At 73.0% G+C, this 24,160-nt stretch carries 24 protein-coding genes; 12 read left to right on the forward strand and 12 right to left on the reverse strand.

The window, feature by feature from the left end; genetic code table 11:
- Positions 1 to 186 precede the first annotated feature (186 nt).
- Positions 187 to 1,569: a glycine--tRNA ligase gene (locus ACFVVA_RS29175; protein ID WP_387693771.1), complete on the forward strand. Its 1,383-nt coding sequence runs from the start codon at positions 187 to 189 to the stop codon at positions 1,567 to 1,569.
- Positions 1,570 to 1,702: 133 nt separating this feature from the next.
- On the opposite strand, the gene ACFVVA_RS29180 is transcribed toward ACFVVA_RS29175, so the two are convergent.
- From ACFVVA_RS29180 to ACFVVA_RS29200, 5 genes are all read right to left on the reverse strand, one after another.
- Positions 1,703 to 2,866, reverse strand: a complete 1,164-nt coding sequence (locus ACFVVA_RS29180) for a hypothetical protein (RefSeq protein WP_387693772.1) — start codon at positions 2,864 to 2,866, stop codon at positions 1,703 to 1,705.
- A 68-nt stretch (positions 2,867 to 2,934) separates the two neighbouring features.
- Positions 2,935 to 4,053: a hypothetical protein gene (locus ACFVVA_RS29185; RefSeq protein WP_387693773.1), complete on the reverse strand. Its 1,119-nt coding sequence runs from the start codon at positions 4,051 to 4,053 to the stop codon at positions 2,935 to 2,937.
- On the reverse strand, positions 4,050 to 4,628 hold the full coding sequence (locus ACFVVA_RS29190) for an NADAR family protein (protein ID WP_387693774.1): 579 nt from the start codon (positions 4,626 to 4,628) through the stop codon (positions 4,050 to 4,052). The genes ACFVVA_RS29185 and ACFVVA_RS29190 overlap by 4 nt, the downstream gene beginning before the upstream one ends.
- A 73-nt stretch (positions 4,629 to 4,701) precedes the next feature.
- Positions 4,702 to 5,811, reverse strand: a complete 1,110-nt coding sequence (locus ACFVVA_RS29195; RefSeq protein WP_387693775.1) for a threonine aldolase family protein — start codon at positions 5,809 to 5,811, stop codon at positions 4,702 to 4,704.
- Positions 5,808 to 6,467 carry a DUF6939 family protein gene (locus ACFVVA_RS29200; protein ID WP_387693776.1) on the reverse strand — a complete coding sequence of 220 codons (660 nt, stop codon included), beginning with the start codon at positions 6,465 to 6,467 and terminating at the stop codon, positions 5,808 to 5,810. The genes ACFVVA_RS29195 and ACFVVA_RS29200 overlap by 4 nt, the downstream gene beginning before the upstream one ends.
- Before the next feature lie 163 nt (positions 6,468 to 6,630).
- Here ACFVVA_RS29200 and ACFVVA_RS29205 point away from each other — a divergent pair, with 163 nt between their 5' ends.
- Entirely contained in the window at positions 6,631 to 7,071 is a 441-nt protein-coding gene (locus ACFVVA_RS29205) for a hypothetical protein (protein ID WP_387693777.1), read from the forward strand.
- A 25-nt stretch (positions 7,072 to 7,096) separates the two neighbouring features.
- On the opposite strand, the gene ACFVVA_RS29210 is transcribed toward ACFVVA_RS29205, so the two are convergent.
- Positions 7,097 to 7,534, reverse strand: coding sequence for a nucleoside deaminase (locus ACFVVA_RS29210; RefSeq protein ID WP_387693778.1), 438 nt, complete (start codon positions 7,532 to 7,534; stop codon positions 7,097 to 7,099).
- Positions 7,531 to 8,340, reverse strand: coding sequence for an LLM class flavin-dependent oxidoreductase (locus ACFVVA_RS29215; protein ID WP_387693779.1), 810 nt, complete (start codon positions 8,338 to 8,340; stop codon positions 7,531 to 7,533). Before ACFVVA_RS29215 ends, ACFVVA_RS29210 begins: the two co-directional genes overlap by 4 nt.
- 93 nt (positions 8,341 to 8,433) lie before the next feature.
- On the opposite strand from ACFVVA_RS29215, the gene ACFVVA_RS29220 reads away from it, so the two are divergent.
- Both ACFVVA_RS29220 and ACFVVA_RS29225 read left to right on the forward strand, forming a co-directional pair.
- Entirely contained in the window at positions 8,434 to 8,880 is a 447-nt protein-coding gene (locus tag ACFVVA_RS29220) for an Lrp/AsnC family transcriptional regulator (protein ID WP_359902968.1), read from the forward strand.
- 138 nt (positions 8,881 to 9,018) lie between these two features.
- The gene (locus ACFVVA_RS29225; RefSeq protein WP_387693814.1) at positions 9,019 to 10,131 is read left to right on the forward strand and encodes a serine hydrolase domain-containing protein; all 1,113 of its coding nucleotides are present in this window, start codon (positions 9,019 to 9,021) and stop codon (positions 10,129 to 10,131) included.
- A gap of 16 nt (positions 10,132 to 10,147) precedes the next feature.
- Here ACFVVA_RS29225 and ACFVVA_RS29230 read toward each other — a convergent pair whose 3' ends face one another.
- Positions 10,148 to 10,381 (reverse strand): hypothetical protein, encoded by a 234-nt coding sequence (locus ACFVVA_RS29230; RefSeq protein WP_387693780.1) that lies wholly within the window; start codon positions 10,379 to 10,381, stop codon positions 10,148 to 10,150.
- A gap of 138 nt (positions 10,382 to 10,519) precedes the next feature.
- On the reverse strand, positions 10,520 to 11,725 hold the full coding sequence (locus ACFVVA_RS29235; protein ID WP_387693781.1) for an MFS transporter: 1,206 nt from the start codon (positions 11,723 to 11,725) through the stop codon (positions 10,520 to 10,522).
- Positions 11,726 to 11,803: 78 nt separating this feature from the next.
- Here ACFVVA_RS29235 and ACFVVA_RS29240 point away from each other — a divergent pair, with 78 nt between their 5' ends.
- The gene (locus ACFVVA_RS29240; RefSeq protein ID WP_387693782.1) at positions 11,804 to 12,166 is read left to right on the forward strand and encodes a MerR family transcriptional regulator; all 363 of its coding nucleotides are present in this window, start codon (positions 11,804 to 11,806) and stop codon (positions 12,164 to 12,166) included.
- 105 nt (positions 12,167 to 12,271) lie between these two features.
- Entirely contained in the window at positions 12,272 to 13,066 is a 795-nt protein-coding gene (locus tag ACFVVA_RS29245) for an alpha/beta fold hydrolase (protein WP_387693783.1), read from the forward strand.
- Positions 13,067 to 13,161: 95 nt separating this feature from the next.
- On the opposite strand, the gene ACFVVA_RS29250 is transcribed toward ACFVVA_RS29245, so the two are convergent.
- Entirely contained in the window at positions 13,162 to 14,664 is a 1,503-nt protein-coding gene (locus ACFVVA_RS29250) for an MFS transporter (RefSeq protein ID WP_387693784.1), read from the reverse strand.
- Between the two features lie 102 nt (positions 14,665 to 14,766).
- Here ACFVVA_RS29250 and ACFVVA_RS29255 point away from each other — a divergent pair, with 102 nt between their 5' ends.
- Entirely contained in the window at positions 14,767 to 15,651 is an 885-nt protein-coding gene (locus ACFVVA_RS29255) for a helix-turn-helix transcriptional regulator (protein WP_387693785.1), read from the forward strand.
- Here ACFVVA_RS29255 and ACFVVA_RS29260 read toward each other — a convergent pair.
- Both ACFVVA_RS29260 and ACFVVA_RS29265 read right to left on the reverse strand, forming a co-directional pair.
- Positions 15,648 to 16,037, reverse strand: coding sequence for a hypothetical protein (locus ACFVVA_RS29260; protein ID WP_387693786.1), 390 nt, complete (start codon positions 16,035 to 16,037; stop codon positions 15,648 to 15,650). The two genes, ACFVVA_RS29255 and ACFVVA_RS29260, sit on opposite strands and share 4 nt — an antisense overlap.
- Positions 16,034 to 16,513 carry a hypothetical protein gene (locus ACFVVA_RS29265; protein ID WP_387693787.1) on the reverse strand — a complete coding sequence of 160 codons (480 nt, stop codon included), beginning with the start codon at positions 16,511 to 16,513 and terminating at the stop codon, positions 16,034 to 16,036. Before ACFVVA_RS29265 ends, ACFVVA_RS29260 begins: the two co-directional genes overlap by 4 nt.
- Positions 16,514 to 16,649: 136 nt before the next feature.
- On the opposite strand from ACFVVA_RS29265, the gene ACFVVA_RS29270 reads away from it, so the two are divergent.
- The 5 genes from ACFVVA_RS29270 (at position 16,650) to ppdK (ending at position 23,906) form a co-directional block, all read left to right on the forward strand.
- Positions 16,650 to 17,864 carry a histidine kinase gene (locus ACFVVA_RS29270; protein WP_387693788.1) on the forward strand — a complete coding sequence of 405 codons (1,215 nt, stop codon included), beginning with the start codon at positions 16,650 to 16,652 and terminating at the stop codon, positions 17,862 to 17,864.
- On the forward strand, positions 17,852 to 18,496 hold the full coding sequence (locus tag ACFVVA_RS29275) for a response regulator transcription factor (RefSeq protein WP_359902950.1): 645 nt from the start codon (positions 17,852 to 17,854) through the stop codon (positions 18,494 to 18,496). Before ACFVVA_RS29270 ends, ACFVVA_RS29275 begins: the two co-directional genes overlap by 13 nt.
- 2 nt (positions 18,497 to 18,498) lie before the next feature.
- Entirely contained in the window at positions 18,499 to 19,365 is an 867-nt protein-coding gene (locus tag ACFVVA_RS29280; RefSeq protein ID WP_387693789.1) for a DUF4097 family beta strand repeat-containing protein, read from the forward strand.
- 98 nt (positions 19,366 to 19,463) lie between these two features.
- Positions 19,464 to 20,633, forward strand: a complete 1,170-nt coding sequence (gene dusB, locus ACFVVA_RS29285) for a tRNA dihydrouridine synthase DusB (RefSeq protein WP_387693790.1) — start codon at positions 19,464 to 19,466, stop codon at positions 20,631 to 20,633.
- 564 nt (positions 20,634 to 21,197) lie between these two features.
- On the forward strand, positions 21,198 to 23,906 hold the full coding sequence (gene ppdK, locus ACFVVA_RS29290) for a pyruvate, phosphate dikinase (RefSeq protein WP_359902941.1): 2,709 nt from the start codon (positions 21,198 to 21,200) through the stop codon (positions 23,904 to 23,906).
- Positions 23,907 to 24,160: the final 254 nt, after the last annotated feature.

Consider the following 24,160-nt stretch of genomic DNA (forward strand, 5'->3'; position numbering starts at 1 on the left):
TCATTCTCATCTCAAATGGAAATGATTGTCAAATCACTCGGACGGGTGAACGGAAGGTGACGGAGGGTGGGGGTGGCCGGACGATACCGATTTGAATCACGTACCCGTATGGCCGGTAACCTGAGGTATTCGGGTACGCGCAACCAGCCGTGCCCTGACCGTGCCGTACGTACTGAAGAGAGCACTGTGGCCGCCGACAAGATCGACACGATCGTCAGCCTGAGCAAGCGCCGTGGCTTCGTCTACCCCTGCAGCGAGATCTACGGCGGCACGCGTGCCGCCTGGGACTACGGGCCGCTGGGTGTCGAGCTCAAGGAGAACATCAAGCGCCAGTGGTGGCGCGCGATGGTCCAGGCCCGTGAGGACGTCGTCGGACTCGACTCGTCGGTGATCCTCGCCCGCGAGGTGTGGGAGGCCTCCGGTCACGTCGCCACCTTCAACGACCCGCTGACCGAGTGCCTCTCCTGCCACAAGCGCCACCGGGCCGACCACCTGGAGGAGAAGTACGAGGCCAAGCACGGCTTCCCGCCGCCGAACGGTCTCCAGGACGTGAACTGCCCCGACTGCGGCACCAAGGGCCAGTTCACCGAGCCCAAGGACTTCTCGGGCATGCTGAAGACCCACCTCGGTGTCACCGAGGAGGCGAGCGGCCTGGCGTTCCTGCGCCCGGAGACCGCCCAGGGCATCTTCACCAACTTCAGTGCCGTCCAGACCACTTCGCGCAAGAAGCCGCCGTTCGGCATCGCCCAGACCGGCAAGAGCTTCCGCAACGAGATCACCCCCGGCAACTTCATCTTCCGCACCCGCGAGTTCGAGCAGATGGAGATGGAGTTCTTCGTCAAGCCGGGCGATGACGAGCAGTGGCACGAGTACTGGCTCCAGCAGCGCTGGGACTGGTACGTCGGCCTCGGCCTGCGCACCGAGAACATGCGCTTCTTCGAGCACCCGAAGGAGAAGCTCTCCCACTACGCCAAGCGCACGGTGGACATCGAGTACCGCTTCAACTTCGGCGGCTCCGAGTTCTCCGAGCTGGAGGGCGTCGCCAACCGCACCGACTACGACCTGCGGGTGCACAGCGAGGCCTCCGGCAAGGACCTCCGGTACTTCGACCAGGAGTCCGGCGAGCGCTACTTCCCGTACGTCATCGAGCCGGCGGCCGGCCTCAACCGCGCCATGCTGGCCTTCCTGATCGACGCCTACTTCGAGGACGAGGCGCCGAACGCCAAGGGCGTCATGGAGAAGCGCGTCGGCATGCGGCTCGACCCGCGCCTGGCCCCGGTCAAGGTCGCCGTCCTGCCGCTGTCGCGCAACGCCGAGCTGTCCCCGAAGGCCCGCGGCCTGGCCGCCGACCTGCGCACCGCGTGGAACGTCGAGTTCGACGACGCCGGCGCCATCGGCAAGCGCTACCGCCGCCAGGACGAGATCGGCACGCCGTTCTGCGTCACCGTCGACTTCGACACCCTTGAGGACAACGCGGTGACCGTCCGCGACCGCGACACCATGTCGCAGGAGCGCGTCTCGCTGGACCAGGTCAAGGCGTACCTGGGCGCGCGGCTGATCGGCTGCTAGCGGCCTCCGGCACGGCCCGGGAGCCCTCGTCCGCCCTGGTGGGGCGGACGGGGGCTCCTTGTCGTCCGGGGCCGGGGTCGGGGGCCGAGTGCCGCCCCCGTCCGTCCCGCGGCCGTTCCCCGTGCGGCTGCCGCTACCGCCGTCCCCAGCGCGAGCGCGGGGCCGCGGGCGGGCGGGTCGGGAGGCCGGCGGTGCGCAGAGCCGCGAGCGTGGTGCGGTGGCGGGCCTCGTCGCCGAGCAGCGCGGCCAGCAGCTGCGCGTAGAGCCCGGAACTGCCGGAGCCGTCCAGGGCGGCGGCCAGCCGGACCACCTCGACGGGCGGGCGCAGGACGGCCAGTTCGCCCAGCAGGAGGGCGGCGAGCGCCGGCGGCAGCCCGGCCGCGAGGGCGGCGAGGTCGGCGGTGGAGCGGCCCGCGGCCTGGCGCAGCAGGGTCCTGACGTCGGCGGACCGGCCGTGCTGCTGGAGGCAGGCGGCCAGGGAGGTCAGCTCGGGCATCGGCGCGGACCCCCACTCCCAGAGCAGCGTCGCGCTGTCGGCGGCCAGCCCGGCCCGGTCCAGCGCGGAGAGCAGGCCGGGGACGGAGGCGGCCGGGTAGCCCCAGAAGGCGTGGAACACCTCGGCCGCCTCCTCCGCCAGGCCCAGTTCGCGCAGCTCGGCGAGCACGGTGACGGAATGGTCGGGTGCGGACCGGGCGATGCTGCGGGCGAGGAGGAGCGAGCCGCCGGTCGGACCGTACCGGGCCAGCATGCCGACCAGCAGCGCGGCGTCGGAGGGGGTGAGGCGGGCGGCGGCCGCGTCTATCACCCCGGTGGCCTCGGTGAGGGAGCCGGCCCGGTGGAGGGCGGTGATCCGCTCGGTGAGAGCGCCGAGGTCGGGGCGAGTGGGCGCCGGCTGCTGCTGAGGTGGCTGCTGCTGTCGCGATGGCTGCTGCGCGGGCTGCTGATGGGCCGGGGCCTGCTGATGCTGTGGGGCCTGCTGGTGCTGCGGTGGCGGCGGTGGTGGCTGCTGCCGCTGTCTGATCCGGCTCTCCAACGCCTCCAGCTGGTCGCTGAGTTGGAGGCAGCGGGCGCCCAGGCCCTCGCGGAGCGTGCGGGCCTGGTCGAGCTGGCGCAGCAGCTCCCCGTCCGGCCGCTGGCGGCCCGGGGTGGCCCGGATCGCCTCGTTCAGGCGCCGTTCACGTTGGCTCGCGTAGCGGCTCGCACGGAGTAACTCGTCCAGTTCCGCGCGGAGTTCCTCGGCCTGCTGCTCGCCTTCCGGTCGCTGGCCTGCGGATTGTGCCGTCGGCCGCATGCGCATGATCGCCCCAACCTGTCCATCTGCACCCTGACTGTGTGACATCCTGGCGTCAGTATGTGGCGTGGGAGTTAAGAGTGCACGACCAGTCGTGTCCGAGTGGTGTCAAGGAGCGCGCAGACGGCGGTCGTTGCGAGAAGTGCGCCGGTCGCGCTCCGGAGGAGAGTCGCCTCGTAGTACGGGCCGGGAGCGAGCGCCGCGACGGCGTAACCGACCAGCGCGCCCGCGAGAGCGGGCGGCAGGAGGCGCAGCGCGTCCCGGCGGAGCGCCGCCCCGATCACCAGGAGCCCGGCCAGGGCGGAGAGTTCGGGCGTGCCGAAGGACTGCGCGTAGCGGATCGACAGGGCGGGGACGAGGAACAGCGCCAGTGCCCGGCCGACCGTCCCGGAGAGTGCGGCGGTGTACGGGCCGGGCCGCCCGCCCGGAAACCGGCGCGGAAGGGTACGGGTGGCGACGAGCACCGCCAACGCGGCCGCGGCGGAAGGGAGATGGTCCCCGAGCCGGGCGAGGTTGTAGAGCAGTGCGGTGTCGTACAGCACCAGCATCAGCTGGCCGTACGCCCACAGGTCGAGCGCGAAGCGGAACGGGCCGCGGGCGGGCTCGGCGTCCGCTTCGGGCTCGCGTCGGGCCAGCCGGGCGATCAGCGGCGGCGTGACGCAGGCCGCGAGCACCCGCAGGACGAGGTCGTCCACGGTGTACGGGTTCCGCAGGTCCCACTCCACCGCGCAGAACGCCACCGTGTACGAGACGGCGGCGAGCGGGATCAACGGCGAGCGGGCCAACCGGACGTACAGCGCGCGGTCCAGCCGCCGGACGACGGCGGCGAACGCCAGTAGCACCAGCGGCAGTTCGAGGAACGCCTGCACCCGGAGCACCGACGGTGCCAGGAGCTCCGGGGCCGGGAAGCGGGCGGCGAGGAAGTCCAGGCGGGGCACGTCGAACCAGCCGGGCGGCAGGTGGCGGGCGATGAAGGAGACGTCCCCGTGGTGCACCCGGTTCACGTAGACCGCGACGAGCACCTGGTTGAGGTAGATCAGCGCGACGACGGCCGCCAGCAGCGGCTCCGGCCCGTACGTTCCTTCTCGTCGTGCGGGCCGGGCCTTCCGTCGCAGCACCCCCGGCGCCAGGAGCAGGGCGGCGGCGGCCGAGGCCACCACCGTCCCGTCCAGCAGCGGAGCGATCGCGCTCATGCGGCCAACCGCGCCCGCGCCTCCATCAGGGCGAAGCCGAGCAGGTTCAACCCGCGCCACTCGGCGGGCTGTTGGGCCCGGATGTCGTCGGCGGCGAGCCCGATGCCCCAGATCCGGTCCAGCGGGCTGGCCTCGACCAGCACCCGGTCGCCCGTGCCCAGGAGGTAATCGCGCAGCGCCTCGTCCTGTCCGAACTTCGCGACGTTGCCCGCCACCACCAGCTCGAACCGGCCGGCCGCCCAGACCTCGTCGTCGAAGTCCTTGACCAGCCGCCCCAGCTTCTTCGCCTCGGCGGGGGTCCGGGCCGCGAGCACCCGCCGCGCGATCTCCTCGTCACCGAACATCCGGGCCTTGCCGGCCATCATCCAGTGCTCGGCGGAGGTGTAGGTGAGCCCGTCGACGGTGAACTCGCCGGGCCACCACTGGCTCAGGCACTCCTGTCGGGTGCCACCGCCCTTGCGCTCGGTGTGCCCCCAGAACATCACCCACTTCGGCCGCAGCCCGTCGGCCATCAGTGCGGTCAGCTCCTCGCGGCTGCGGACGGCGGCCAGGTCCCCCACGTGCATCTCGCTCATATCGTCAGTCTGACACAAAGGGGTGGTGGCCGCGAACCGTTTGACCGCGGCGTTCCTCGTGGGATCCCCGCCGTCAGCCCCCGGTCGCCAGCTCCAGGAAGCGCAGCCCGACCTCCGTCACCTGCTCCGCCGTCCACGCCTGCGCCGGCTCGCCGAGGCTGACCTCGGCCACGGCGAGGCCGGGGGCGGCGTCCTCCCAGTGGGGGACGAACCAGACGCCCTCCTGCTCGGCCAGGGCCAGGTGGGCGGCGTTCAGGGCCTCGGCCGGGTGCGGGAGCCAGAGTTGGTACTCGTGGGTGGGCGGCACCTCGGGATGCAGGCGGGCGCCGGGGAGCGCGGCCAGGGCCGGGGTGAGGGTGGACGCGGCGTGGCGGATCAGGTCGGGGATGCGCGGCAGGGCGGTGTCCAGGCCGTGGAGGGCGGCGATGGCGGCCGGCCACTGCTGGGAGAGCTGGCCGCCGTAGCGGTGGCGCCAGGTACGGGCGTAGGAGGTGAGGGCGGCATCGCCGGCGAGGGCGGCCCCGCTGATCCCGCCGAGGTCCTTGTAGTAGGAGACGTAGACGCTGTCGGCGAGGGCGGCGATCTCGTCGAGCCGCTTGCCGAAGTGGACCGTGGTGTTCCAGAGCCGGGCGCCGTCGAAGTGCACCCGGGCGCCGGCCTCGCGGGCGGCGGCGACGAGGGTGGTCAGCTCGTCCCAGTCGGGGAGCAGGTAGCCGGGGTCGCGCAGTGGGAGCTCGACCGTCAGGGTGCCGAACGGCTCGCCCAGCGCGCCGAGTTCGCCGGGCGTCGGCTGTCGCCGCTCGGTGGTGGGCCAGAGGCCGCGCAGGCCGGTGAGCTGGGTGTAGGCGTGCCGCTCGTGCCGCTCGATGTGGCTGAGCGGGTGCAGGGCCACCGCCGTGTTGCCGGTGCGCTCGGCGTGGTGGCGCAGGGCTACCTGCTGGGCCATCGTCCCGGTCGGGAAGAAGACCGCGTCCTCCTTCCCGAGCAGTGCGGCGGTCCGTTCCTCCAGCTGCCGTACGGGCCCGTCGCTGCCGTAGAAGTCGTGGGGGACGTCCAGGCCGTCCAGGGCGGAGAGTTGGGCGAGGCGCTCGCGGATGCTGAGGACGCGGTCGCCGGAGAGGAAGCGCTTGCAGGTCATGCGGGCCGCGCGGCGCCGCTGGACCGCGGTCTGGTCATCGGTCATCCGGCGATTGTCGAACTCGTGACGCGGTCGGGCCAACTGCTTTTCCCCAGGACGGGGTGGGCGCCGGAAAGGCGGTCCGGGCCGGGGCTGTTCGGGTGCCCGTCCGCGTCGCCCTCGTCGGGCCAACGGCCCTCCAGGTGGAGCCGGATGAGCGCGGCGTGGGAGAGCGGGCTGGTCGGGTCGGCGACGTCGCCGTTGGTGGTGTAGTCCAGGAGCACGACCTCGTCCTTCTCCCGGAGCCGCTCGACCAGATCGGCGACGCGGTGTTCGAGGATCCAGCGGTAGGCCGGGAGGTAGATGCGGCGGCGGGCCGCCTCGTAGGGCAGGAGCCGGTCGCCGTGCAGGCCGGTCCGGTGGCCCTGGACGGGGCCGTACCGGCGCACCGTCCGCTTGAGGCCCTTCATCGAGGTGACGCGCAGCTTCGCGGGGTCGACGTCGGCGTCCCGGAAGACCTTGAGGGCCTGCCAGACGCCTTCCACGGACTCGCTGGTCACGCCGTCGCTCCAGGGGACCGGGATGCCGCCGTGCGGATGGAACGGGCTCAGCCGGACCCACGGGTCCGGCGCCCTGGAGGTGACGTCGATGATCTCCGCGCCGGGGAAGGCGGCGGTCAGCGAGGCCGTCGTGCGGCGGCGGCTCGCGACGTGGATCGGCATCGGTGGGCTCCCCTGGTCGACGGTGTGGGTCACCGAGCGTCCCAGGTGGCACTGACATTCCGGCTTCGGAACCGGTCCCGCTGCGGTCGGCAGGGGTCCGGGAGGAGCGGACCCCTGCTAGATTGAACGTGTTCAAATATGCCGTGCCAGGAGGGGGATGACCATGGTGACGGTTCCTGCGAGTGCCCGAGGGTTCGTCGGGTTGGCGGTCGCGGTGTTCGTGTGGCCGGTGGTGGCCTTCGTCGTGAGGTTCGGTTTCCACGCCGCGCCCGTGCACGTGGTCGTGGCGGTCTGCTTGGTGCCCTGTGCGGTGGCATTCTTCTGCGGTCGCCCGAGAGTGTTCCGGATCGCCGCCACCGTGGCCGGGACGGCGATGGGAGCCGTGGCGGGGCTCGCCGCACTGGGGCTCCTCGTGATCGGGGCGGAGTACGGACCGAGGGCCGCGCTCCTGGTCGGGGTCACCCTGCCGGTCGCGACGATCGCCCCGCTGGTCGCCGCCTTCCAGCGGGCCGAGGGGGTCGAGCACGGCCGTCCGGCGGCCGTGGTCGGCTGGTCGGCGGCCGTCCTCTCGGCCGGCGGCTGGATCCTGCTGCTGTTCTTCTAGGGCCGGTGCCCGGCGGGGCCGGGGCTCAGCGCGGACCGTAGTAGGCCGTGATCGGGGCCCGGGCCTCGTCGGGCAGGGCCGGGCCGTCCGTCGGTACCGGCCGCCAGGCGCCCGAGTCGGGGTTGAGCTCGACGAGTTGCTCCGTGGAGAGCGCGTACACGACCCGGCCGAGGCCGGAGCGGAGGATGCCGCCTTCGCACATGCCGCAGGGCTGGCAGCTGGTGTACATCGTGGTGCGCGCGGCGGTGCCGGGGGCCAGTTCGCGGGCGGCCCAGCGGGCGAGCTTCAGTTCGGGGTGGGCCGTGATGTCGTCGTCGCGCCGTACGGTGTTGTGGGCCTCGGCGAGGATCTCGCCGTCCGGGCCGGCGAGCAGGGAGCCGTAGGGGGCGTCGCCCAGGGTGATCGCGTGGGCGGCGATGGCGAGGGCGCGGCGCAGCAGGGCCCGGTCGGCGGTGGTGATCACGCGGCCCTCCACCGGGTGGCCACGGTGGTGAGGTCCTGCCAGGCCCGCTGCGGCCGACGGGTTTCCTCCGGATCGCCGTGGTAGGGGTCGAGGACGACGGTCTCCGCGCCGAGCTCGCGCAGGTGGCGGAGGTCGTCGAGGATCTGGTCGACGGTGCCGACGCCGGCGGGCCGCTCGGGGTCGTCGACCGGTGTGCTGGTCGGCCGCAGGGTGATGCGGGGTGCGAACCCCGGCATCGGGTGCTCGGCCAGGACCGACCGCATCCGGGCGAGGGGCAGCCGCAGCGGGTGCCAGGCGTCGCCGAACCGGCGTGCCCGCCGGAGCGCGGCCTCGCTGTGGCCGCCGACCCAGACCGGCACCGGCCGGCGGTCGGGCGCCTCGGCCCGGGCGTCGCGCAGGGTGCTCAGGTACTCGTCGGTCAGTCTGCCGCGCTCGCCGAACGGCACGCCGAGGGCGGCGAACTCCCGGCGGGCCCAGCCGACTCCGACGCCGAGCACGAACCGGCCGTCGCTGAGCCGGTCGAGGGTGTCCGTCATCCGCGCCACCAGCAGCGGGTTCCGGTAGGGCAGGATGAGTACGGTCGTGCCCAGCCGCAGGTTCGGGGCGACCCCGGCGAGCCAGGACAGCGTGGTGAAGGGCTCGTAGAACGGTTCGGGGTACCGCTCGGCGACGTCCGGGGTCACCGCCACGTGGTCCGACACCATGAGGAGGTCGAAGCCGAGGCCCTCCGCGGTCCGGGCCCACTCGCGCAGCACGCCGGGGTCGGTTCCCGGGCCGAAGTTCGGTACGTTGACGCCAAGTTGCATGCTTCGAGGCTATCCCCGCGATCATGGCGGACGGAACGGGGTTCTCCCGCTGTGACCGGCGGATCGCCGTGGTTCTCCCGGTAGATTCGCGTCATGGCCGTGAATCTTGACGACACCGACTGGGCGATCATCGAGCAGCTGCAGCGGGAGGCGCGCATCTCGCTCAGCGAGCTGGGACGGCGGGTGTCGCTGAGCGCGTCGGCGACCACGGAACGGGTGCGGAACCTGGAGTCGCTGGGCGTCATCACCGGCTACCGCGCGACGGTGGACCTGGCGAAGGTCGGCTACCCGGTGCTCGCCGTCGTCCGGCTGAAGTACCCGGGCAACCGGCACGAGCCGCTGCGGCGGCTGCTCGACGAGCGGCGGGAGATCCTGGAGTGCCTGCGCACCACCGGCGACGACTGCTACACCCTGAAGGTGGCGGCGACCTCCATGGAGCACCTGGAAACCCTGGTGGACGAGCTGGCCGGCTTCGGCAGCACCACCACGAGCGTCGTCTACAGCCGGACGCTGCCGCTGCGGGGACCCGGCCGGCCCTGACGCCGGCGGAGGTGCTCCCTCGATCGGGGGAGGCCGGCCGTCCGCCGCGTGGCCAGACTGGCGATCGTGACCGGGAGCGGTTCCCGATCCCCACGATCCCACAGGAGTTGACCCGTGCGTCGTTCGCGTGTCCGCCACATGGCACTCGCCCTCACCCTCTCGACCGCCGCGGCCGTCGGGGCGCTGACACCGTCCGCGGCGTCGGCCGCGTCCGCCGCGGCCCCGCCGGACGTCGTGCAGCAGGGCCTGAACGCGCTGGTGCGGGCGGACGGGGTGCCCGCCGCGCTCGCCACCGTCCGGGACGGGCGGGGCCGGACCCGCGGCTACACGGCAGGGGTGGGGGACCTGGCCACCGGCGCGAAGGTCCCCGTCGACGGGCAGGTGCGGATCGGCAGCAACACCAAGACCTTCACCGCCGTCGCCGTGCTCCAGCTGGTGGGGGAGGGGAAGGTCGACCTCGACGCCTTCGTCGACACCTACCTCCCCGGCCTGGTCCGCGGCGAGGGCGGGGACGGACGCGGCATCACCGTCCGGCAGCTCCTCCAGCACACCAGCGGCCTGCCCGACTACGAGGGGCTGCTGGACGAAGCCTCCCTCCGTCACCGGTACTTCGAGCCCCGGGAGCTGCTGGACCTCGCCCTCGGGCAGAAGCGCGTCTCCGCGCCCGGGGAGAAGTTCGGCTACAGCAGCACCAACTACGTGCTGGCCGGCCTGATCGTCCAGCGGGTGACCGGCCGGCCGCTCGCCGAGGAGATCGACCGGCGGATCGTCCGGCGCATCGGGCTGCGGCACACCTACTTCCCGGCCGCCGGCGACCGGACCATCCGGGAAGCCCACCCCAAGGGGTACCGCAAGGAATCCGCCGACGGGCCGCTGACCGACTTCACCGAGCTGGACCCGTCGGCGGGCTGGGCGGCCGGGCAGATGATCTCCACCAACGCGGACCTCGACCGCTTCTTCACCGAACTGCTGGTCCCGGACCGCCTGCTGCCCGCCGCCCAGCTCGCCCAGATGCGCACCACCGTCCCGGTCGGGGACAGCGGCATGGGCTCCGGGCTGGGCGTCTTCAGCCGGCCGCTCTCCTGCGGCGGGGTCTACTGGGGGCACGGCGGCGACATTCCGGGCTACGAGACCCGCGGCGGCGCCACCGACGACGGGCGCGCCGTGAACATCGCGGTGACCACCGTTCCGGCCGACTACGCCGTCACCCGGCACCTGGAGGACGTGGTGGACGCCGCCCTGTGCCGCTGAGCCGGCCGCCGGGCCGTCAGGAGTGGTAGTGGTTGCCCTCGTCGCCGATCACGCCGGTCCCGTGGTGGACCGAGACGCTGGAGTACGTCGCCCGCATGCGGGTGGCCTGGGCGGTCCGCTGCTGTTCGATCAGCAGGCCCTCGGCGTCGTCGAACCGGTGCCGGCGAGCGCGTTCCCGGAGCACCAGGAAGACCGTGGCGCCGACGAGCGTGCCGACGAGCACGAGCAGGAACACCAGGACGAGAGCCATGACGTCATCTTCCCCCGGTTCGAGTGCGTCTGACTTTTATCTCATGGGCGTTCGACGGTCGCACCCGAATCGTCCGAATTCGCCGTACGGCTGTTCGGGACATCGGGCGGAACGTGCGGCGTTCACGCGGGGGAGCGGTCACCTCTGCCCCGGGAACCCGTGTCGCCGCCCGCCGAGGGTGGTGGCCAGGGAAGCGGCCAGGAGGGCGAGGGCGGACCAGGGCAGGGCGGTCGGGCCGACGTGGTCGAGAAGGAGGCCGCCGGCCAGGCCGCCGGCGGCGATGCCGAGGTTCCAGCAGGTGACGAGCAGCGATTGGGCGAGGTCCCCGGCCGGGCCGGCCGCGTCGGCGACGGCGGTCTGGAGGAGGGTGGCGACGCCGCCGAAGCCGAGGCCCCACAGCGCGGCGGCGGCGTAGGCGGGCCAGGCGGTCGGGCCGAGCAGGGCGGCGGCGAGGAGCAGGGCCGCGAGGGCGAGGAGGACGGAGGCGGCGACGGTCAGGGGGCGCAGGTACCGGTCGATCAGGACGCCGGTGCCGAGGATGCTCACCAGCGAGGACAGTCCGATGACGAGCAGGACGGTGTCCGTCCGGCCGTCGAGTCCCAGCGGCGCGAGCAGCGCGGCGACGTACGTGTAGAGGACGTTGTGGGCGAGGACGAAGGTCGCCGTGACGGTCAGGACGGCGGCCACGCCCGGCGTCCGCAGCACCCGCCGGACGGGGACGCGGACCTGGTCGGCCCGGCCGGGCAGCGGCGGGAGCACGAGCAGCATCCAGCCGGTCAGTGCCGCGGCTGTGACGCTCATCAGCCCGAAGGTGGCCCGCCAGCCCACCAGATCGGCGAGCAGGGTGCCGGCGGGCACGCCCACCGACAGGGCGACCGTCGAGCCGGTCATGGCGACGGCCATCGCCCGTCCGCGCTGCTCCGGTGCGACGATGCCCCGGGCGTACCCGGCCAGCAGCGCCCAGAGCAGCCCGGCGACCAGGCCGGCCGCGAACCGGGCGGCCATGGTGAGCGGGTAGCTCGGCGAGACGGCGGTGACCGCGTTGGCCGCGGCGAAGCCGCCGACGGCGAGCAGCAGCAGCCGCTTGCGCGGCAGTCGTCCGGTGACGGCGGTCAGTGGGACGGCGGCCGCGATGGAGCCGACCGCGTAGAGCGTGACGGACTGCCCTGCGGCGGACTGGCCGACGCCGAGGTCGGCGCTCATCGCGGGCAGCACTCCCGCGGGCAGGGCCTCGGTCATGATCGTGACGAAACCGCCGGCGCTCATGGCCAGCAGCGCGGGCCAGGGCAGCCTCGGCGCGGGGGCCGCCGGCCGTTCGGGGGTGCGGAGTTCAGGAGTGGGCATGGGCCCGATCGTCTATCGTTGACATTCGTGTCAAGGTCCAGTCGGGACGGAACCGGCCCGGGGTGAGGGTGGTCACACATGCGCATCGGTGAACTCGCCCGGCGGGCGGAGACCACTCCGCGGCTGCTGCGCTACTACGAGCAGCAGGGGCTGATCACGCCGCGCCGGGAGGCGAACGGCTACCGCGCGTACGACGAGTACCTCGTGGAGCGGGTGCTGCAGATCCGCGGGCTGCTGGACGCGGGGCTGCCGACCCGGATCATCAAGCAGATCCTGCCCTGCCTGGACACCCCGCGGACGATCCACTTCGCCGACGCCACACCGGAGATGCTCGAAACCCTGGCGTCCGAGACCGACCGGATGACCCGCCGGATCCTGTGCCTGACGCGCAACCGGGACGCCATCCGGGAGTACCTGGACGTGGTCAGGAGCCTGTCCTGACCGACCGGCCGACGGGTTGACCGACCTGCCGACTCTCCGGCCGGCCGGCCGGCCGGACGCCGCCGCTTGACCTTGCCACCCATGTCATGGTCGGACCCTGTCGCCATGACCGAATCCCCGCTCCACCACACCGCCTTCGGTGACGGCACCCCGATCGTCCTGATCCACGGCTACACCGTCGACCACCGCGTGCTGCTCCCGCTCGAACCCGCCTTCACCGACCGTTCCGGCTGGCGCCGCCTCTACCTCGACCTTCCCGGCCACGGCGCCAGCCCCCGGCTGCCGGGCCGGGCCTCGGCGGGCGCCCTGGCCGAGGCCGTCTCCGGGTGGATCGAGGAGCAGGTCGGCCGACAGCCCTTCGCCGTGGTCGGGCAGTCCTTCGGCGGCCAGCTGGCCCGGGCGGTGACCGCGCGGTTCGGCGAACAGGTGCTGGGCTCGGCGCTGCTGGTGCCGGTGGTGCGCTGGGGTGCCGACCGCGCCCTGCCCGAGGAGTCCGTGGTCGAACGCGACGACGAGCTCCTCGCCCGCCTCCCGGCCGCCGACCGCGAGCTGTTCCGGTACGTCATGGCCCGTCACACCGAGGCGAGTTGGGAGCTCTTCGCGCGGTACGTCCGGCCGGGCTGGGAGGTGCATGACCGGGCGGCCGCCGCCGAGCTCGAAGCCGACTTCCTGCTGCCGCACCGGCCCGAGCACCGGGCTCCGCAGCACCGCGGCCACCACCTGCTGGTCACCACCCGCCAGGACGCCCTGGTCGGCTGGCGCGATCAGCTCGCCCTGCTCGACCACTACCCGCGGATGGCCGCCGCCGTCCTCGACGGTGTCGGCCACAACCCCCAGGTCGAGGCCGCCGAGGCCGTCCGCACCCTGTTCGGCCGCTGGCTCGACGCACTCCGGGGCTGAACCGGCCCCGGGAGCGCCGGCGGCCCCGCGACCGTTCGTACCGGTCGCGGGGCCGTCGCCGTCGCCGTGGCCCTGGCGGCCCCGCGGGCCGGGGTTCAGCCGATGGAGCGGGGGAGACGGGTGGTCAGGTGGAGGATGGTGAAGGAGCCGAGGAGCTGGATGCCCAGGCACAGGGCGAGGGCGCGGCCCATGCCGAGGACGGGGGAGAGGGAGAGGTAGAGGGTGCCGAGGGTGGCGACGCCGAGGGCGAGGCTGGACTGCTGCCCGGTGGCGAGGACGCCGCTGCCGACGCCGGCCCGGGCGGCGGGCACCTTGGAGAGGACGACCCGGAACAGCGGGGTGCCGATCAGGCCCTGCCCGATGCCGGCGAGGGCGACGCCCGGGGCCATCCGCAGCGGGGAGAAGTGCGACCAGTCGGCCAGGACGGTCAGGGCGAGGGTGGCGAGGCCGGTGGCCTGGACGACGGCGCCGGCGCTGAGCACCCGGCTGCCCCAGCGGCCGATCAGCCGCGGGCCGGCCAGCGAGGCGCAGAAGTAGCCGACGGCCATCGGGACGAGCGCCCAGCCGGCCGCGACCGGGCCGAGCCCGAGGCCCTGCTGGAGGGCGACCGCGATGACGAACATGAAGCCGCCGAAGCCCGCGAAGTAGGGGAGCGCGATGCCGAGGCCGCGTCGCATCTCCGGGATGCGCAGCAGGGACGGCGGCACCAGCGGGGTGTCCCCGCGCCGCTCGGCGCGGCGTTCGACGGTGCCGAAGGCGACGGCGAGGACGGGGAACAGGGCCAGCAGTACCCAGGACCAGAGCGGCCAGCCGGCGGCACGGCCCTCCATCAGCGGGATGAGCAGGGAGAGCAGCGTGGCGGTGAGCAGGACGGTGCCGGGGACGTCGACCCGGGCGGCCGTGGCGGCCCTGTTCTCCGGGACGTAGCGGACCGCGAGTACCACGGCGAGCAGGGCGAACGGCACGTTCAGCAGGAACACCGAGCGCCAGCCGGTGCCGAACAGGTCGGCGGCGACCAGCATGCCGCCGAGCACCTGCCCGATCACCACCGAGATCCCGCCGACCGCGCCGTAGACGCTGAGCGCGCGGCCGCGCCGGGCGCCCTCGGTGGCGGCGGTGATGGTGCCGAGCACCTGCGGGATCAGCAGTGCGGCCGAGGCGCCCTGGGCGGCCCGGGCGGCGACCAGGGACCACGCGCCGGGGGCGAGGCCGCAGGCCAGTGAGGTGAGGGCGAAGGCGACGGCGCCGACGACGAAGAGCCGGCGGCGGCCGTAGTTGTCGCCGAGGCGTCCGCCGAGGACGAGCAGCACGGCGAAGGCGATGCCGTAGCCGGCGGCGACCAGTTCGAGGACGGCGGGCCCGGCGGCCAGGTCGTGGTCGATGGTGGGCAGGGCGACGTTGACGATGAAGAAGTCGAGCATCGGCAGGAAGGCGCCGAGCAGGACGGTGACCAGCCCGGCGGTGCCGAGGGTGGTGGCGGGGCCGGTGGGAGCGGTGGCGGGGCCGGTGGGTCCCGGGGCGGAGGTGCGGGCGGCCGCGGCGGCGGGGGTGGCGGCGGTGCGGTTCGATGCGGGGGCGGCGGCGAGTTGTCGGGTCACGGGTCCTACGATCCGCCGGGTCGTACCCTGGTACCAGAGTGTGGTTATCCGGGTATAAGAAGTACCTGGCAACAGGCTGACGGCTGTCGCATGCTGGGGAGCATGAGCCTCGCCACACCTCCCGCGCAAGCCCGCACCGGTTCGGCCGGTCCGCGCCCGGCCACTCCCGACGAAGCCCGCCGGCACGAGCTGGCCGCGTTCCTGCGCAGCCGCCGCGAGCGCCTGACGCCCGAGCAGGTGGGCCTGCCGATGACCGGGCGCCGCCGGACGCCGGGGCTGCGCCGGGAGGAGGTCGCGCAGCTCGCCGCGGTCGGGGTGACCTGGTACACGTGGTTGGAGCAGGGGCGGGACATCCAGGTGTCCGCCCAGGTGCTGGACTCGGTGGCCCGGGCGCTGCTGCTGGACCCGAGCGAGCGCGCCCACCTGTTCACCCTGGCCGGCACGGACGACCCGGTGCCGGTGCGGGAGTGCCCCTCGGTGACCCCGAGCGTGCGGCTGCTGCTGGAGCGGCTGGCGCCGTACCCGGCGGTGGTGCTCAACTCCCGCTACGACGTGCTGGCGCACAACGCCCAGTACACCGCGATCGTCGGTGACCTCGGGCGGCTGGCCCCGGAGGACCGGAACCTGATGTGGATGGCGTTCACGCCCTCGCAGTTCCGCGAGGTGCTGATCGACTACCGCACCGAGCGCCTCGGCATGGTGGCCCGGTTCCGCTCGGCGATGGCCGACCACAGCTCGGAGCCGGCCTGGAAGGCGCTGGTGGCCCGGGTGCTCAAGGCCTCGCCGGACTTCGCGGAGCTCTGGCAGCGGCACGACGTGATGCGGCCGGGCAACGGGATCAAGCGGTTCCAGGTGCCGGGCGTCGGGCTGCTGCGCTGCGAGTACACCAACTTCTGGCTCAGTCCGCAGCTGGGGACACGGATGATCACGTACACCCCGCTGGACGACGAGACCCGCGCGCTGATGGAAGAGCTGCCGACGTCCTAAGCGGTCCGCAGCGCCGCGTCCCGGCCGAGCCACAGGCACACCACGGCGAGCGGCAGTTCGATGCAGGAGGCCATGACCAGCGCGGCGAGCATCGGGAGGCCCGGCCCGGCGCAGGCGATGTCGGCCAGGGCGTCCCCGGCGAGCAGCAGGGCCACCGCCGCGCCGGCCCAGAGCGCGGCGGGGCTGCGCCGGCGCAGCAGCGCGTCCAGCGAGAGCAGGGCGGCGAACTCGGTGAGGTCGAGCACGACCCAGGGGGTCTCGTGGCAGACGGCGAGGACCGCCAGCCAGGGCAGCAGCGCGACCGCGGCCATGACCGGGAGCCGGCCGAGGCGCGCGGGCGGGGCGTACGAGGAGGCGGGGCGGACGGAGAGGACGGCGGTGCTCATGCGACGCTCCGCACCCGCTCCAGCGGCAGCCGTTCGGCCGTCCCGCCCGCCGCGTGCTCGACCCGCACCGCGTCGAACGGGCCCTCGGCCCAGGCGATCCAGAACCGGTCGGCGACCACGGCCACCTCGGCCGTCGACCGCGCCCGGCGGAACGGCCGCCGTCCGGTGAACACCACCGCGGGCGCGACGCCGTCGGCCGCCAGCCGGCCCCAGGCCAGCACGTGCCGGTTCCGCCCGGTGGACGGGCAGTGCCGGGCCCCGCGCAGCAGGTGCGGGGTGAGCCGGGCGGCGACCAGGACGTCGGTCAACTCCCCGTACTGGTAGAGCTCCAGCGCGGCCCGGCCGCGGCCGGACCCGGCGCTGCGGACCGACCAGGGCCCGGCCCCGGCCGGCAGCGCCCCCTCCGGGGCTCCGGAACCTCCGGGGCCGGGCCGCCCGTTCGGCGCAGTGGCGGAGTGCGATGCGGTGCTCGTCATGCCCTCAAGCTTTCCGTCGGGACCCCGGTCCTGTCGGTGGTGCTCCACACCGAATCGGGGGTGTATCCAGCTACACCCCTCACCCGGAACCCCCCTTCATGGTGGCCCGTGATCACCGGGCCCTACGCTGTTCGGCATGTCCTCCACCACGTTGCGCCGAGCGCTCGTCAGGAGCCTCCGGCGCCCACCGTGGTCGCCCGAGGTCTGGCGGGACGTCCGCTTCACCGCCGCCGGAATACCCATGGCGCTGCCGGTCTGGCTGGCCGTCACCGAGTCGAAGCTGCTCTTCCCGGTGCTCGCCGCCGTCCTGCTCTGCGCCCGCCCGCTGACCGCCCTCCAGCGCGGCCGGCTGCGCGCCCTGCACGGGGTGGAGGTGCCGCCGCTGCGCCCGCCGACGGGGCGTCGGGCCTGGCTGCTGGGGATGACCTGGCGCCAGGTCCTCCACCACCTGGTGGCCGGTCCGCTGTTGGCGGCGGGCGCGTTGGCGGTGCTGTACGCCTGGGCGGCCGCTGTGGTGCTGGCCACCGTGTACGGCTGGATGTGGCTGCTGCCCGCGGACACCGCGGTGCGCTCCGGCCTGGCCGGGGAGGACGTCCTGCTCACCCTCGGCGGGTTACTGCTGCTGGCGGTCCTCCCGCCGGCGGGCACCCAGCTGGCCCGGCTGGAGGTGTGGGTGGCCCGGCGGCTGCTCGGCCCGGACCGGGCGGAGGCGCTGGAGCGGCGGGTCGAGGAGATCGCCGAGAGCCGGGCCGGGCTGGTCGACGCGGTGGACGCCGAGCGCCGCCGGATCGAGCGGGACCTGCACGACGGCGCCCAGCAGCGGCTCACCTCCCTCGCGATGAACCTGGGCCTGGCCCGGCGCACCCTCAAGGACGTGCCGCCCGAGGTGATGCAGGTGATCGTCGACGCGCACGAGGAGGCCCAGGCGGCCATCGACGAGCTGCGCGACCTGGTTCGCGGCCTGCACCCGGCCGTCCTGGAGGACCGCGGCCTGGACGCGGCGCTGTCCGGCATCGCCGCCCGCGCCCCGCTGCCGGTGCGCCTGGACGTGGCTCTCTCCGAGCAGGTCGCCCCGACCGTCGAGGCGGTCGCCTACTTCACCGTCTCCGAGGCGCTCACCAACGTGGCCAAGCACGCCAGGGCCCACCGGGTCGACCTCTCGGTGCGGACGGCCGGCGGCCGGCTGCGACTGGTCATCAGCGACGACGGCGTCGGCGGCGCGGACCCCTCGCGCGGCACCGGGCTCACCGGTCTGCGCAAGCGCGCCGCCTCGGTCGACGGCACGCTGTCCGTTCTCAGCCCCCTCGGGGGCCCCACCACCATCACCGTGGAGTTGCCGTGCGTGCTGTGATCGCCGAGGACTCGGTCCTGCTGAGGGTCGGCCTGGTCAAGGTCCTGGAGGCGGTGGGCTTCGAGGTCGTGGCCGCCGTCGGGGACGCCACCGAGCTGCTGGCCGCCGTCGAGGAGCACCGCCCGAAGGTGGTGGTGGCCGACGTCCGGATGCCCCCGGGCTTCAGCGACGAGGGGGTGAAGGCGGCGATGGTGATCCGCCGGCAGTGGCCGGACACCGCGGTCCTGCTGCTCTCCCAGTTCGTGGAGGAGCGCTACGCCGCGGACCTGCTGGCGACCAACACCAGCGGCGTCGGTTACCTGCTCAAGCAGCGGGTGGCCAATGTCGACGACTTCGTGGACGCGCTCCAGCGGGTCGCCGAGGGCGGCACCGCGCTGGACCCGGAGGTGGTCGCCCAGCTGCTGGTGCGCCGCCACCGGGACCCGTTGGAGAAGCTGACCCCGCGCGAGCGCGACGTGCTCGCCCTGATGGCGGAGGGCCGTTCCAACGCCGCGATCGCGGGCTCGCTGGTGGTCAGCGACAGCGCGGTGGCCAAGCACATCAACTCGATCTTCACCAAGCTCGACCTGCCGCCGGTCGCGGACAGCCACCGCCGGGTGATGGCGGTGCTGCGCTTCCTGGAGGTCGGGTAGCGGTGAAGGGGGCGAAGGGCTGGCGGGTCGCCGGCACGGTCGTGATCGTGCTGGTCATGCTGGGGGCCGGACTGCAGACCTGGTCGATGGCGGTGCAGCAGCGGACCAGCACCAGCCGGCCGTACGACGTGGCGATCCACCGGCTCCAGTTGGAGACCGGCAGCGCCTCGGTCAAGGTGCGGGCCGGCCGGGAGGGCCACGTGGTGGTCCGGCAGAGCTTTGACTGGCTGGTGCGCAAACCGGTGGTGTCCACCGTCTTCGACGGCGGCGTGCTGACGGTCGGGATGAGCTGTCGGCTGGCCCTGCCGTTCGTGGACGTCGGCTGCGGCGCCGAGATCGAGCTGGAGGTGCCGGCCGCGACCGAGGTGTCCGGCTCGGTGGGCTCCGGCTCCGTCCTGGTGGAGGGCCTGAGCGGGGACGTGCGGATGGAGCTGACCTCCGGCCAGCTGCTGCTGTCCGACACCTCCGGGAACGTGTCCGTGCACGCCACCTCCGGTCAGGTGCGGGGCACCAACCTGAGCACGCGGCGGGTGACGGCGCAGGTCGGCTCGGGCTCGGTGCAGCTGGGCTTCGCGAAGGCCCCGCGCGAGGTGGACGCCACGGCCACCTCCGGTTCGGTGGAGCTGACCCTGCCGAGGGGCAGCCGGTACGCCGTCTCCAGCGAGATCGGCAGCGGCAACGGCCGGATCGACACGGGGCTGGTGGACTCCGCGAGTCCGAACCGGCTGCACGCGGCGGTCACCTCCGGGTCGATCACCGTCGTCCCGGCGAGTTCGGAGCCGCCGGAGCCGCCGGAGTCCGCGGACCCGGCGGACCCGGCGGAGCCCGCGCAGTCCGCGGTGCCGTCGGTGCCGCCGTCGGCTCCGTAGCGGGAGCGCCTCGGAGCGGGCGGCGGCCGCTCACCCGGGCGGCGGACGGGTGGGGGACAATGGAGAGTCCCGTCCCCATCACCCGAGGTCAGCCGCGCATGACAGCCACGCCCGCACCCACCGCGTCCGACACCGAGTTCGCGCCGCTCGACATCGGCCCGATCCGGGTGTGGCCGCCCGTCGTGCTGGCGCCGATGGCCGGCATCACCAACGCGCCGTTCCGCACCCTGTGCCGTGAGCAGAGCGGCGGCCGGGGCCTGTACGTCTCGGAGATGATCACCACCCGGGCGCTGGTCGAGCGCAACGCCAAGACCATGCAGCTGATCAAGTTCGACCCGAGCGAGAAGCCGCGCTCCATCCAGCTGTACGGGGTGGACCCGGTGACCGTCGGCAAGGCCGCCCGGATGATCTCCGACGAGGGCCTGGCCGACCACATCGACCTCAACTTCGGCTGTCCCGTCCCCAAGGTCACCCGCAAGGGCGGCGGCTCGGCGCTGCCGTACAAGCGCAACCTGCTGCGCGAGATCCTGCGCGAGGCCGTCGCCAACGCGGGCGACCTGCCGGTGACCATGAAGATGCGCAAGGGCATCGACGACGACCACCTCACCTACCTGGACGCCGGCCGGATCGGCGCCGAGGAGGGCGTGGCGGCGATCGCCCTGCACGGGCGCACCGCCGCCCAGCACTACGGCGGGACGGCCGACTGGTCGGCGATCGCCAGGCTGCGCGAGTCCGTCCCGGCGCACATCCCGGTGCTGGGCAACGGGGACATCTGGTCGGCCGACGACGCGCTGCGGATGATGCGCGAGACCGGCTGCGACGGCGTGGTGGTAGGCCGCGGCTGCCTGGGCCGGCCGTGGCTGTTCAGGGACCTGGTCGCGATCTTCGAGGGCGACGTGGACTACGCCCGCCCCGACTTCGGCTACGTGGCCGAGGCGATGGTGCGGCACGCGCAGCTGCTCGGCGAGTGGCTGGGCGACGAGGCGCGCGGCGTGACCGACTTCCGCAAGCACGTCGCCTGGTACACCAAGGGCTTCTCGGTCGGCTCCGAGCTGCGGGTGAAGCTGGCCGGCTCCTCCTCCTTGGCCGAACTGGCCGAAACCCTCTCCCGGGTGGAGCAGTCCCAGGGCTGGCCGGACGGTGCGGACGGCCCGCGCGGACGGACCAGCGGCAACAACCGGGTGGTCCTGCCGGAGGGCTGGTTGGACGATCCGTATGACTGCGCCCGACCGGGTGCTGACGCCGAATCGGACACCTCTGGCGGATGATCTGTACGGACCGGCAAAAATGGCCCGATGGGGCCGACTGCCACTAGGTCCCAGCCCTCTTGTCCATCCTGGACAAGAGGGCTCCTTTTCGTCGTCCGAATGTCACGGAGAGAGCACATTTCTGGACGGTGTGCGACGATCGGCGGAGTCGCTCTACGTTCGACCCGTGAGATGCGCTCGTGACGCTTGCCACATGCGGTGGGGGCTGACGACCGGTCAGTGGACGAAATGGACAGGTCGGCTGTGAATCGCTTCCCGAAGTCGGTCGGCCGGTGATCGGGCGATCCGGGTGCAGGAAATCAAGCCGGGGCAACGCCATCGACCCGCGGCCGCTACCGTGCGTCCGGATCGTACGATCTTCGGGTTTGCTTGTGTTCAAGAATTGAACGCTTGCTCGCGTCAGGCGGACGATTTCACCAACAGAGGTGAACGCCTTTATGTGCTTTCGATCTAGCGGGTTACCGCTGGGTACCAGCCTCGGGTGGCCTATTCAGGGCAGAGAAGTGCCTTCGAAATGGGTATGTTCTCCGGCGTCAGGGCAACCGCGTACGAGGAGACCGACCCGTGCCGTCCCAGCAGAAGTTTGTTTACTCCTTCACCGAAGGAAACAAGGACCTCAAGGACCTTCTCGGCGGCAAGGGCGCGAACCTGGCCGAGATGACCAACCTGGGCCTCCCCGTCCCTCCGGGGTTCACCATCACCACCGAGGCCTGCAAGGTCTTCCTGGAGACCGGCAGCGAGCCGTCCTCCCTGCACGAGGAGATCAGCGCCCACCTGGACGCCCTCGAAGAGCGGATGGGCAAGAAGCTCGGCCAGGCCGACAACCCCCTCCTGGTCTCGGTGCGCTCCGGCGCGAAGTTCTCCATGCCCGGCATGATGGACACCGTCCTCAACATCGGCCTCTCCGACGTCTCGGTGGCCGGCCTCGTCGCCCAGTCCGGCAACGAGCGCTTCGCCTGGGACTCCTACCGCCGCCTGGTCCAGATGTTCGGCAAGACCGTGCTGGGCGTCGACGGCGAGCTGTTCGAGGAGGCCCTGGACGAGGCCAAGCACGCCAAGGGCACCGTCAACGACCTGGACCTGGACGCCGCCGACCTCCGGGGCCTGGTCGAGGTGTTCAAGGGCATCGTCGAGCGCGAGACCGGCCGGGCCTTCCCGCAGGACCCGCGCGAGCAGATGGACCTCGCGATCCACGCCGTCTTCCACTCCTGGAACGGCGACCGCGCCCGGCTGTACCGCCGCCAGGAGCGCATCCCGAACGACCTGGGCACCGCGGTCAACGTCTGCAGCATGGTCTTCGGCAACCTCGGCGAGGACTCCGGCACCGGCGTCGCCTTCACCCGCGACCCCTCCACCGGCACCCAGGGCGTCTACGGCGACTACCTGTCCAACGCCCAGGGCGAGGACGTCGTCGCCGGCATCCGCAACACCCTGCCGCTCTCCGAGCTGGAGAAGCTCGACAAGAAGTCGTACGACGAGCTGATGGCGATCATGCAGAAGCTCGAGAACCACTACCGCGACCTCTGCGACATCGAGTTCACCATCGAGCGCGGCAAGCTCTGGATGCTGCAGACCCGCGTGGGCAAGCGCACCGCCGCGGCCGCCTTCCGGATCGCCGTCCAGCTCGTCGACCAGGGCCTGATCGACCTGGACGAGGCCCTGATGCGGGTCACCGGCGGCCAGCTCTCGCAGCTGATGTTCCCCCGCTTCGCCCCCGACTCCGAGTCGCAGCAGATCGCCAGGGGCCTGGCCGCCTCGCCCGGCGCCGCGATCGGCAAGGTCGTCTTCGACTCGTACACCGCCGTCAAGTGGTCCCGCTCCGGCGAGAAGGTCATCCTGGTCCGCCGCGAGACCAACCCGGACGACCTGGACGGCATGATCGCCGCCGAGGGCATCCTCACCTCGCGCGGCGGCAAGACCTCGCACGCCGCCGTCGTCGCCCGCGGCATGGGCAAGACCTGTGTCTGCGGCGCCGAGGAGCTGGAGGTCGACACCAAGCGCCGCCGGATGACCACCGCCGACGGCCTGGTGCTGGAGGAGGGCGACGTCGTCTCGATCGACGGCGCGACCGGCAAGGTCTACCTCGGCGAGGTACCCGTGCTCCCCTCCGCGGTGGTGGAGTACTTCGAGGGCACCCTGCACGCCGGCGCCGACGTCCAGGGCGGTCTGGTCCAGGCCGTGCACCGGCTGATGTCCCACGCCGACGGCCGCCGCCGCCTCGCGGTGCGCGCCAACGCCGACAACGCCGAGGACGGCTCGCGCGCCCGCCGCTACGGCGCCCAGGGCATCGGCCTGTGCCGCACCGAGCACATGTTCCTCGGCGAGGAGCGCCGCAAGGAGGTCGAGCACCTGATCCTGGCGGACAACGACAAGGACCGCGAGGCCGCGCTCTCCACCCTGCTGCCGCTGCAGAAGGGCGACTTCCTGGAGCTCTTCCAGGCGATGGACGGCCTGCCCGTCACCGTCCGCCTGCTCGACCCGCCGCTGCACGAGTTCCTGCCCGACATCACCGAGCTGTCGGTGCGCGTCGCCCTCGCCGAGGCCCGCAAGGACCCGAACGAGAACGACCTGCGCCTGCTCCAGGCGGTGCACAAGCTGCACGAGCAGAACCCGATGCTCGGCCTGCGCGGTGTGCGCCTCGGCCTGGTCATCCCCGGCCTGTTCGGCATGCAGGTCCGCGCCATCGCCGAGGCCGCCGCCGAGCGCAAGCTGGCCGGGGCGGACCCGCGCCCCGAGGTGATGATCCCGCTGGTCGGCACCGTCCAGGAGCTGGAGCTGGTCCGCGACGAGTGCGAGCGGGTGCTCGCCGAGGTCGCCCGGTCCACCGGAGTCCAGCTGGACATCAAGCTCGGCACCATGATCGAGCTGCCGCGCGCCGCGGTGACCGCCGGGCAGATCGCCGAGGCCGCCGAGTTCTTCTCCTTCGGCACCAACGACCTGACCCAGACGGTCTGGGGCTTCTCCCGGGACGACGTGGAGGCCTCGTTCTTCACCGCCTACCTGGAGAAGGGCATCTTCGGGGTCTCCCCGTTCGAGACCATCGACCGCGACGGCGTCGGCTCGCTGGTCAAGCACGCCGTCGAGGCCGGCCGGGCCACCCGCCCCGACCTCAAGCTCGGCGTCTGCGGCGAGCACGGCGGCGACCCGGACTCGGTCCACTTCTTCCACGAGGTGGGGCTGGACTACGTCTCCTGCTCCCCCTTCCGGATCCCGGTGGCGCGCCTGGAGGCCGGCCGCGCCGCCATCGAGACGGCGGGCAGCGACTCGCGCTGAGGAGGGTAGGCATCCCCTCCGCACGCGCGGGTACGACTGACCGCTCTCCCTCCCGTCGGGAGGGCGTACACCGGAGCTCGGCGCAGGAGAACCGGCGTACGTGACACGGCCGGGGGGGGGGGGGCCACAGGCGGGGGGGCCCGCCCGCCCGCGGGCGGGGGACGGGGGCGCGGCCCCGGGGGCGGGGCCGCGGCGGGGGCCCGGCCCCCCGCGGGCACCCGGCGGGGGCCCACGACCGCACCGCCCGGCTCGGC

Origin of the sequence: Kitasatospora sp. NPDC058048 (assembly GCF_042885555.1) — a bacterium.
Classification (GTDB): domain Bacteria; phylum Actinomycetota; class Actinomycetes; order Streptomycetales; family Streptomycetaceae; genus Kitasatospora; species Kitasatospora lactacystinica.

Excerpts from the sequence above, each read along its gene's own strand:
- ACFVVA_RS29270 (WP_387693788.1), top strand. The coding sequence starts at position 16,650 with ATGTCCTCCACCACGTTGCGCCGAGCGCTCGTCAGGAGCCTCCGGCGC.
- ACFVVA_RS29180 (WP_387693772.1), bottom strand. The coding sequence starts at position 2,866 with ATGCGCATGCGGCCGACGGCACAATCCGCAGGCCAGCGACCGGAAGGC.
- ACFVVA_RS29265 (WP_387693787.1), bottom strand. The coding sequence starts at position 16,513 with ATGACGAGCACCGCATCGCACTCCGCCACTGCGCCGAACGGGCGGCCC.
- ACFVVA_RS29220 (WP_359902968.1), top strand. The coding sequence starts at position 8,434 with ATGGCCGTGAATCTTGACGACACCGACTGGGCGATCATCGAGCAGCTG.
- ACFVVA_RS29225 (WP_387693814.1), top strand. The coding sequence starts at position 9,019 with ATGGCACTCGCCCTCACCCTCTCGACCGCCGCGGCCGTCGGGGCGCTG.
- ACFVVA_RS29205 (WP_387693777.1), top strand. The coding sequence starts at position 6,631 with ATGGTGACGGTTCCTGCGAGTGCCCGAGGGTTCGTCGGGTTGGCGGTC.
- ACFVVA_RS29260 (WP_387693786.1), bottom strand. The coding sequence starts at position 16,037 with ATGAGCACCGCCGTCCTCTCCGTCCGCCCCGCCTCCTCGTACGCCCCG.
- ACFVVA_RS29255 (WP_387693785.1), top strand. The coding sequence starts at position 14,767 with ATGAGCCTCGCCACACCTCCCGCGCAAGCCCGCACCGGTTCGGCCGGT.
- dusB (WP_387693790.1), top strand. The coding sequence starts at position 19,464 with ATGACAGCCACGCCCGCACCCACCGCGTCCGACACCGAGTTCGCGCCG.
- ACFVVA_RS29240 (WP_387693782.1), top strand. The coding sequence starts at position 11,804 with ATGCGCATCGGTGAACTCGCCCGGCGGGCGGAGACCACTCCGCGGCTG.
- ACFVVA_RS29190 (WP_387693774.1), bottom strand. The coding sequence starts at position 4,628 with ATGAGCGAGATGCACGTGGGGGACCTGGCCGCCGTCCGCAGCCGCGAG.
- ACFVVA_RS29230 (WP_387693780.1), bottom strand. The coding sequence starts at position 10,381 with ATGGCTCTCGTCCTGGTGTTCCTGCTCGTGCTCGTCGGCACGCTCGTC.
- ACFVVA_RS29245 (WP_387693783.1), top strand. The coding sequence starts at position 12,272 with ATGACCGAATCCCCGCTCCACCACACCGCCTTCGGTGACGGCACCCCG.
- ACFVVA_RS29195 (WP_387693775.1), bottom strand. The coding sequence starts at position 5,811 with ATGACCGATGACCAGACCGCGGTCCAGCGGCGCCGCGCGGCCCGCATG.
- ACFVVA_RS29185 (WP_387693773.1), bottom strand. The coding sequence starts at position 4,053 with ATGAGCGCGATCGCTCCGCTGCTGGACGGGACGGTGGTGGCCTCGGCC.
- ACFVVA_RS29200 (WP_387693776.1), bottom strand. The coding sequence starts at position 6,467 with ATGCCGATCCACGTCGCGAGCCGCCGCCGCACGACGGCCTCGCTGACC.
- ACFVVA_RS29215 (WP_387693779.1), bottom strand. The coding sequence starts at position 8,340 with ATGCAACTTGGCGTCAACGTACCGAACTTCGGCCCGGGAACCGACCCC.
- ACFVVA_RS29235 (WP_387693781.1), bottom strand. The coding sequence starts at position 11,725 with ATGCCCACTCCTGAACTCCGCACCCCCGAACGGCCGGCGGCCCCCGCG.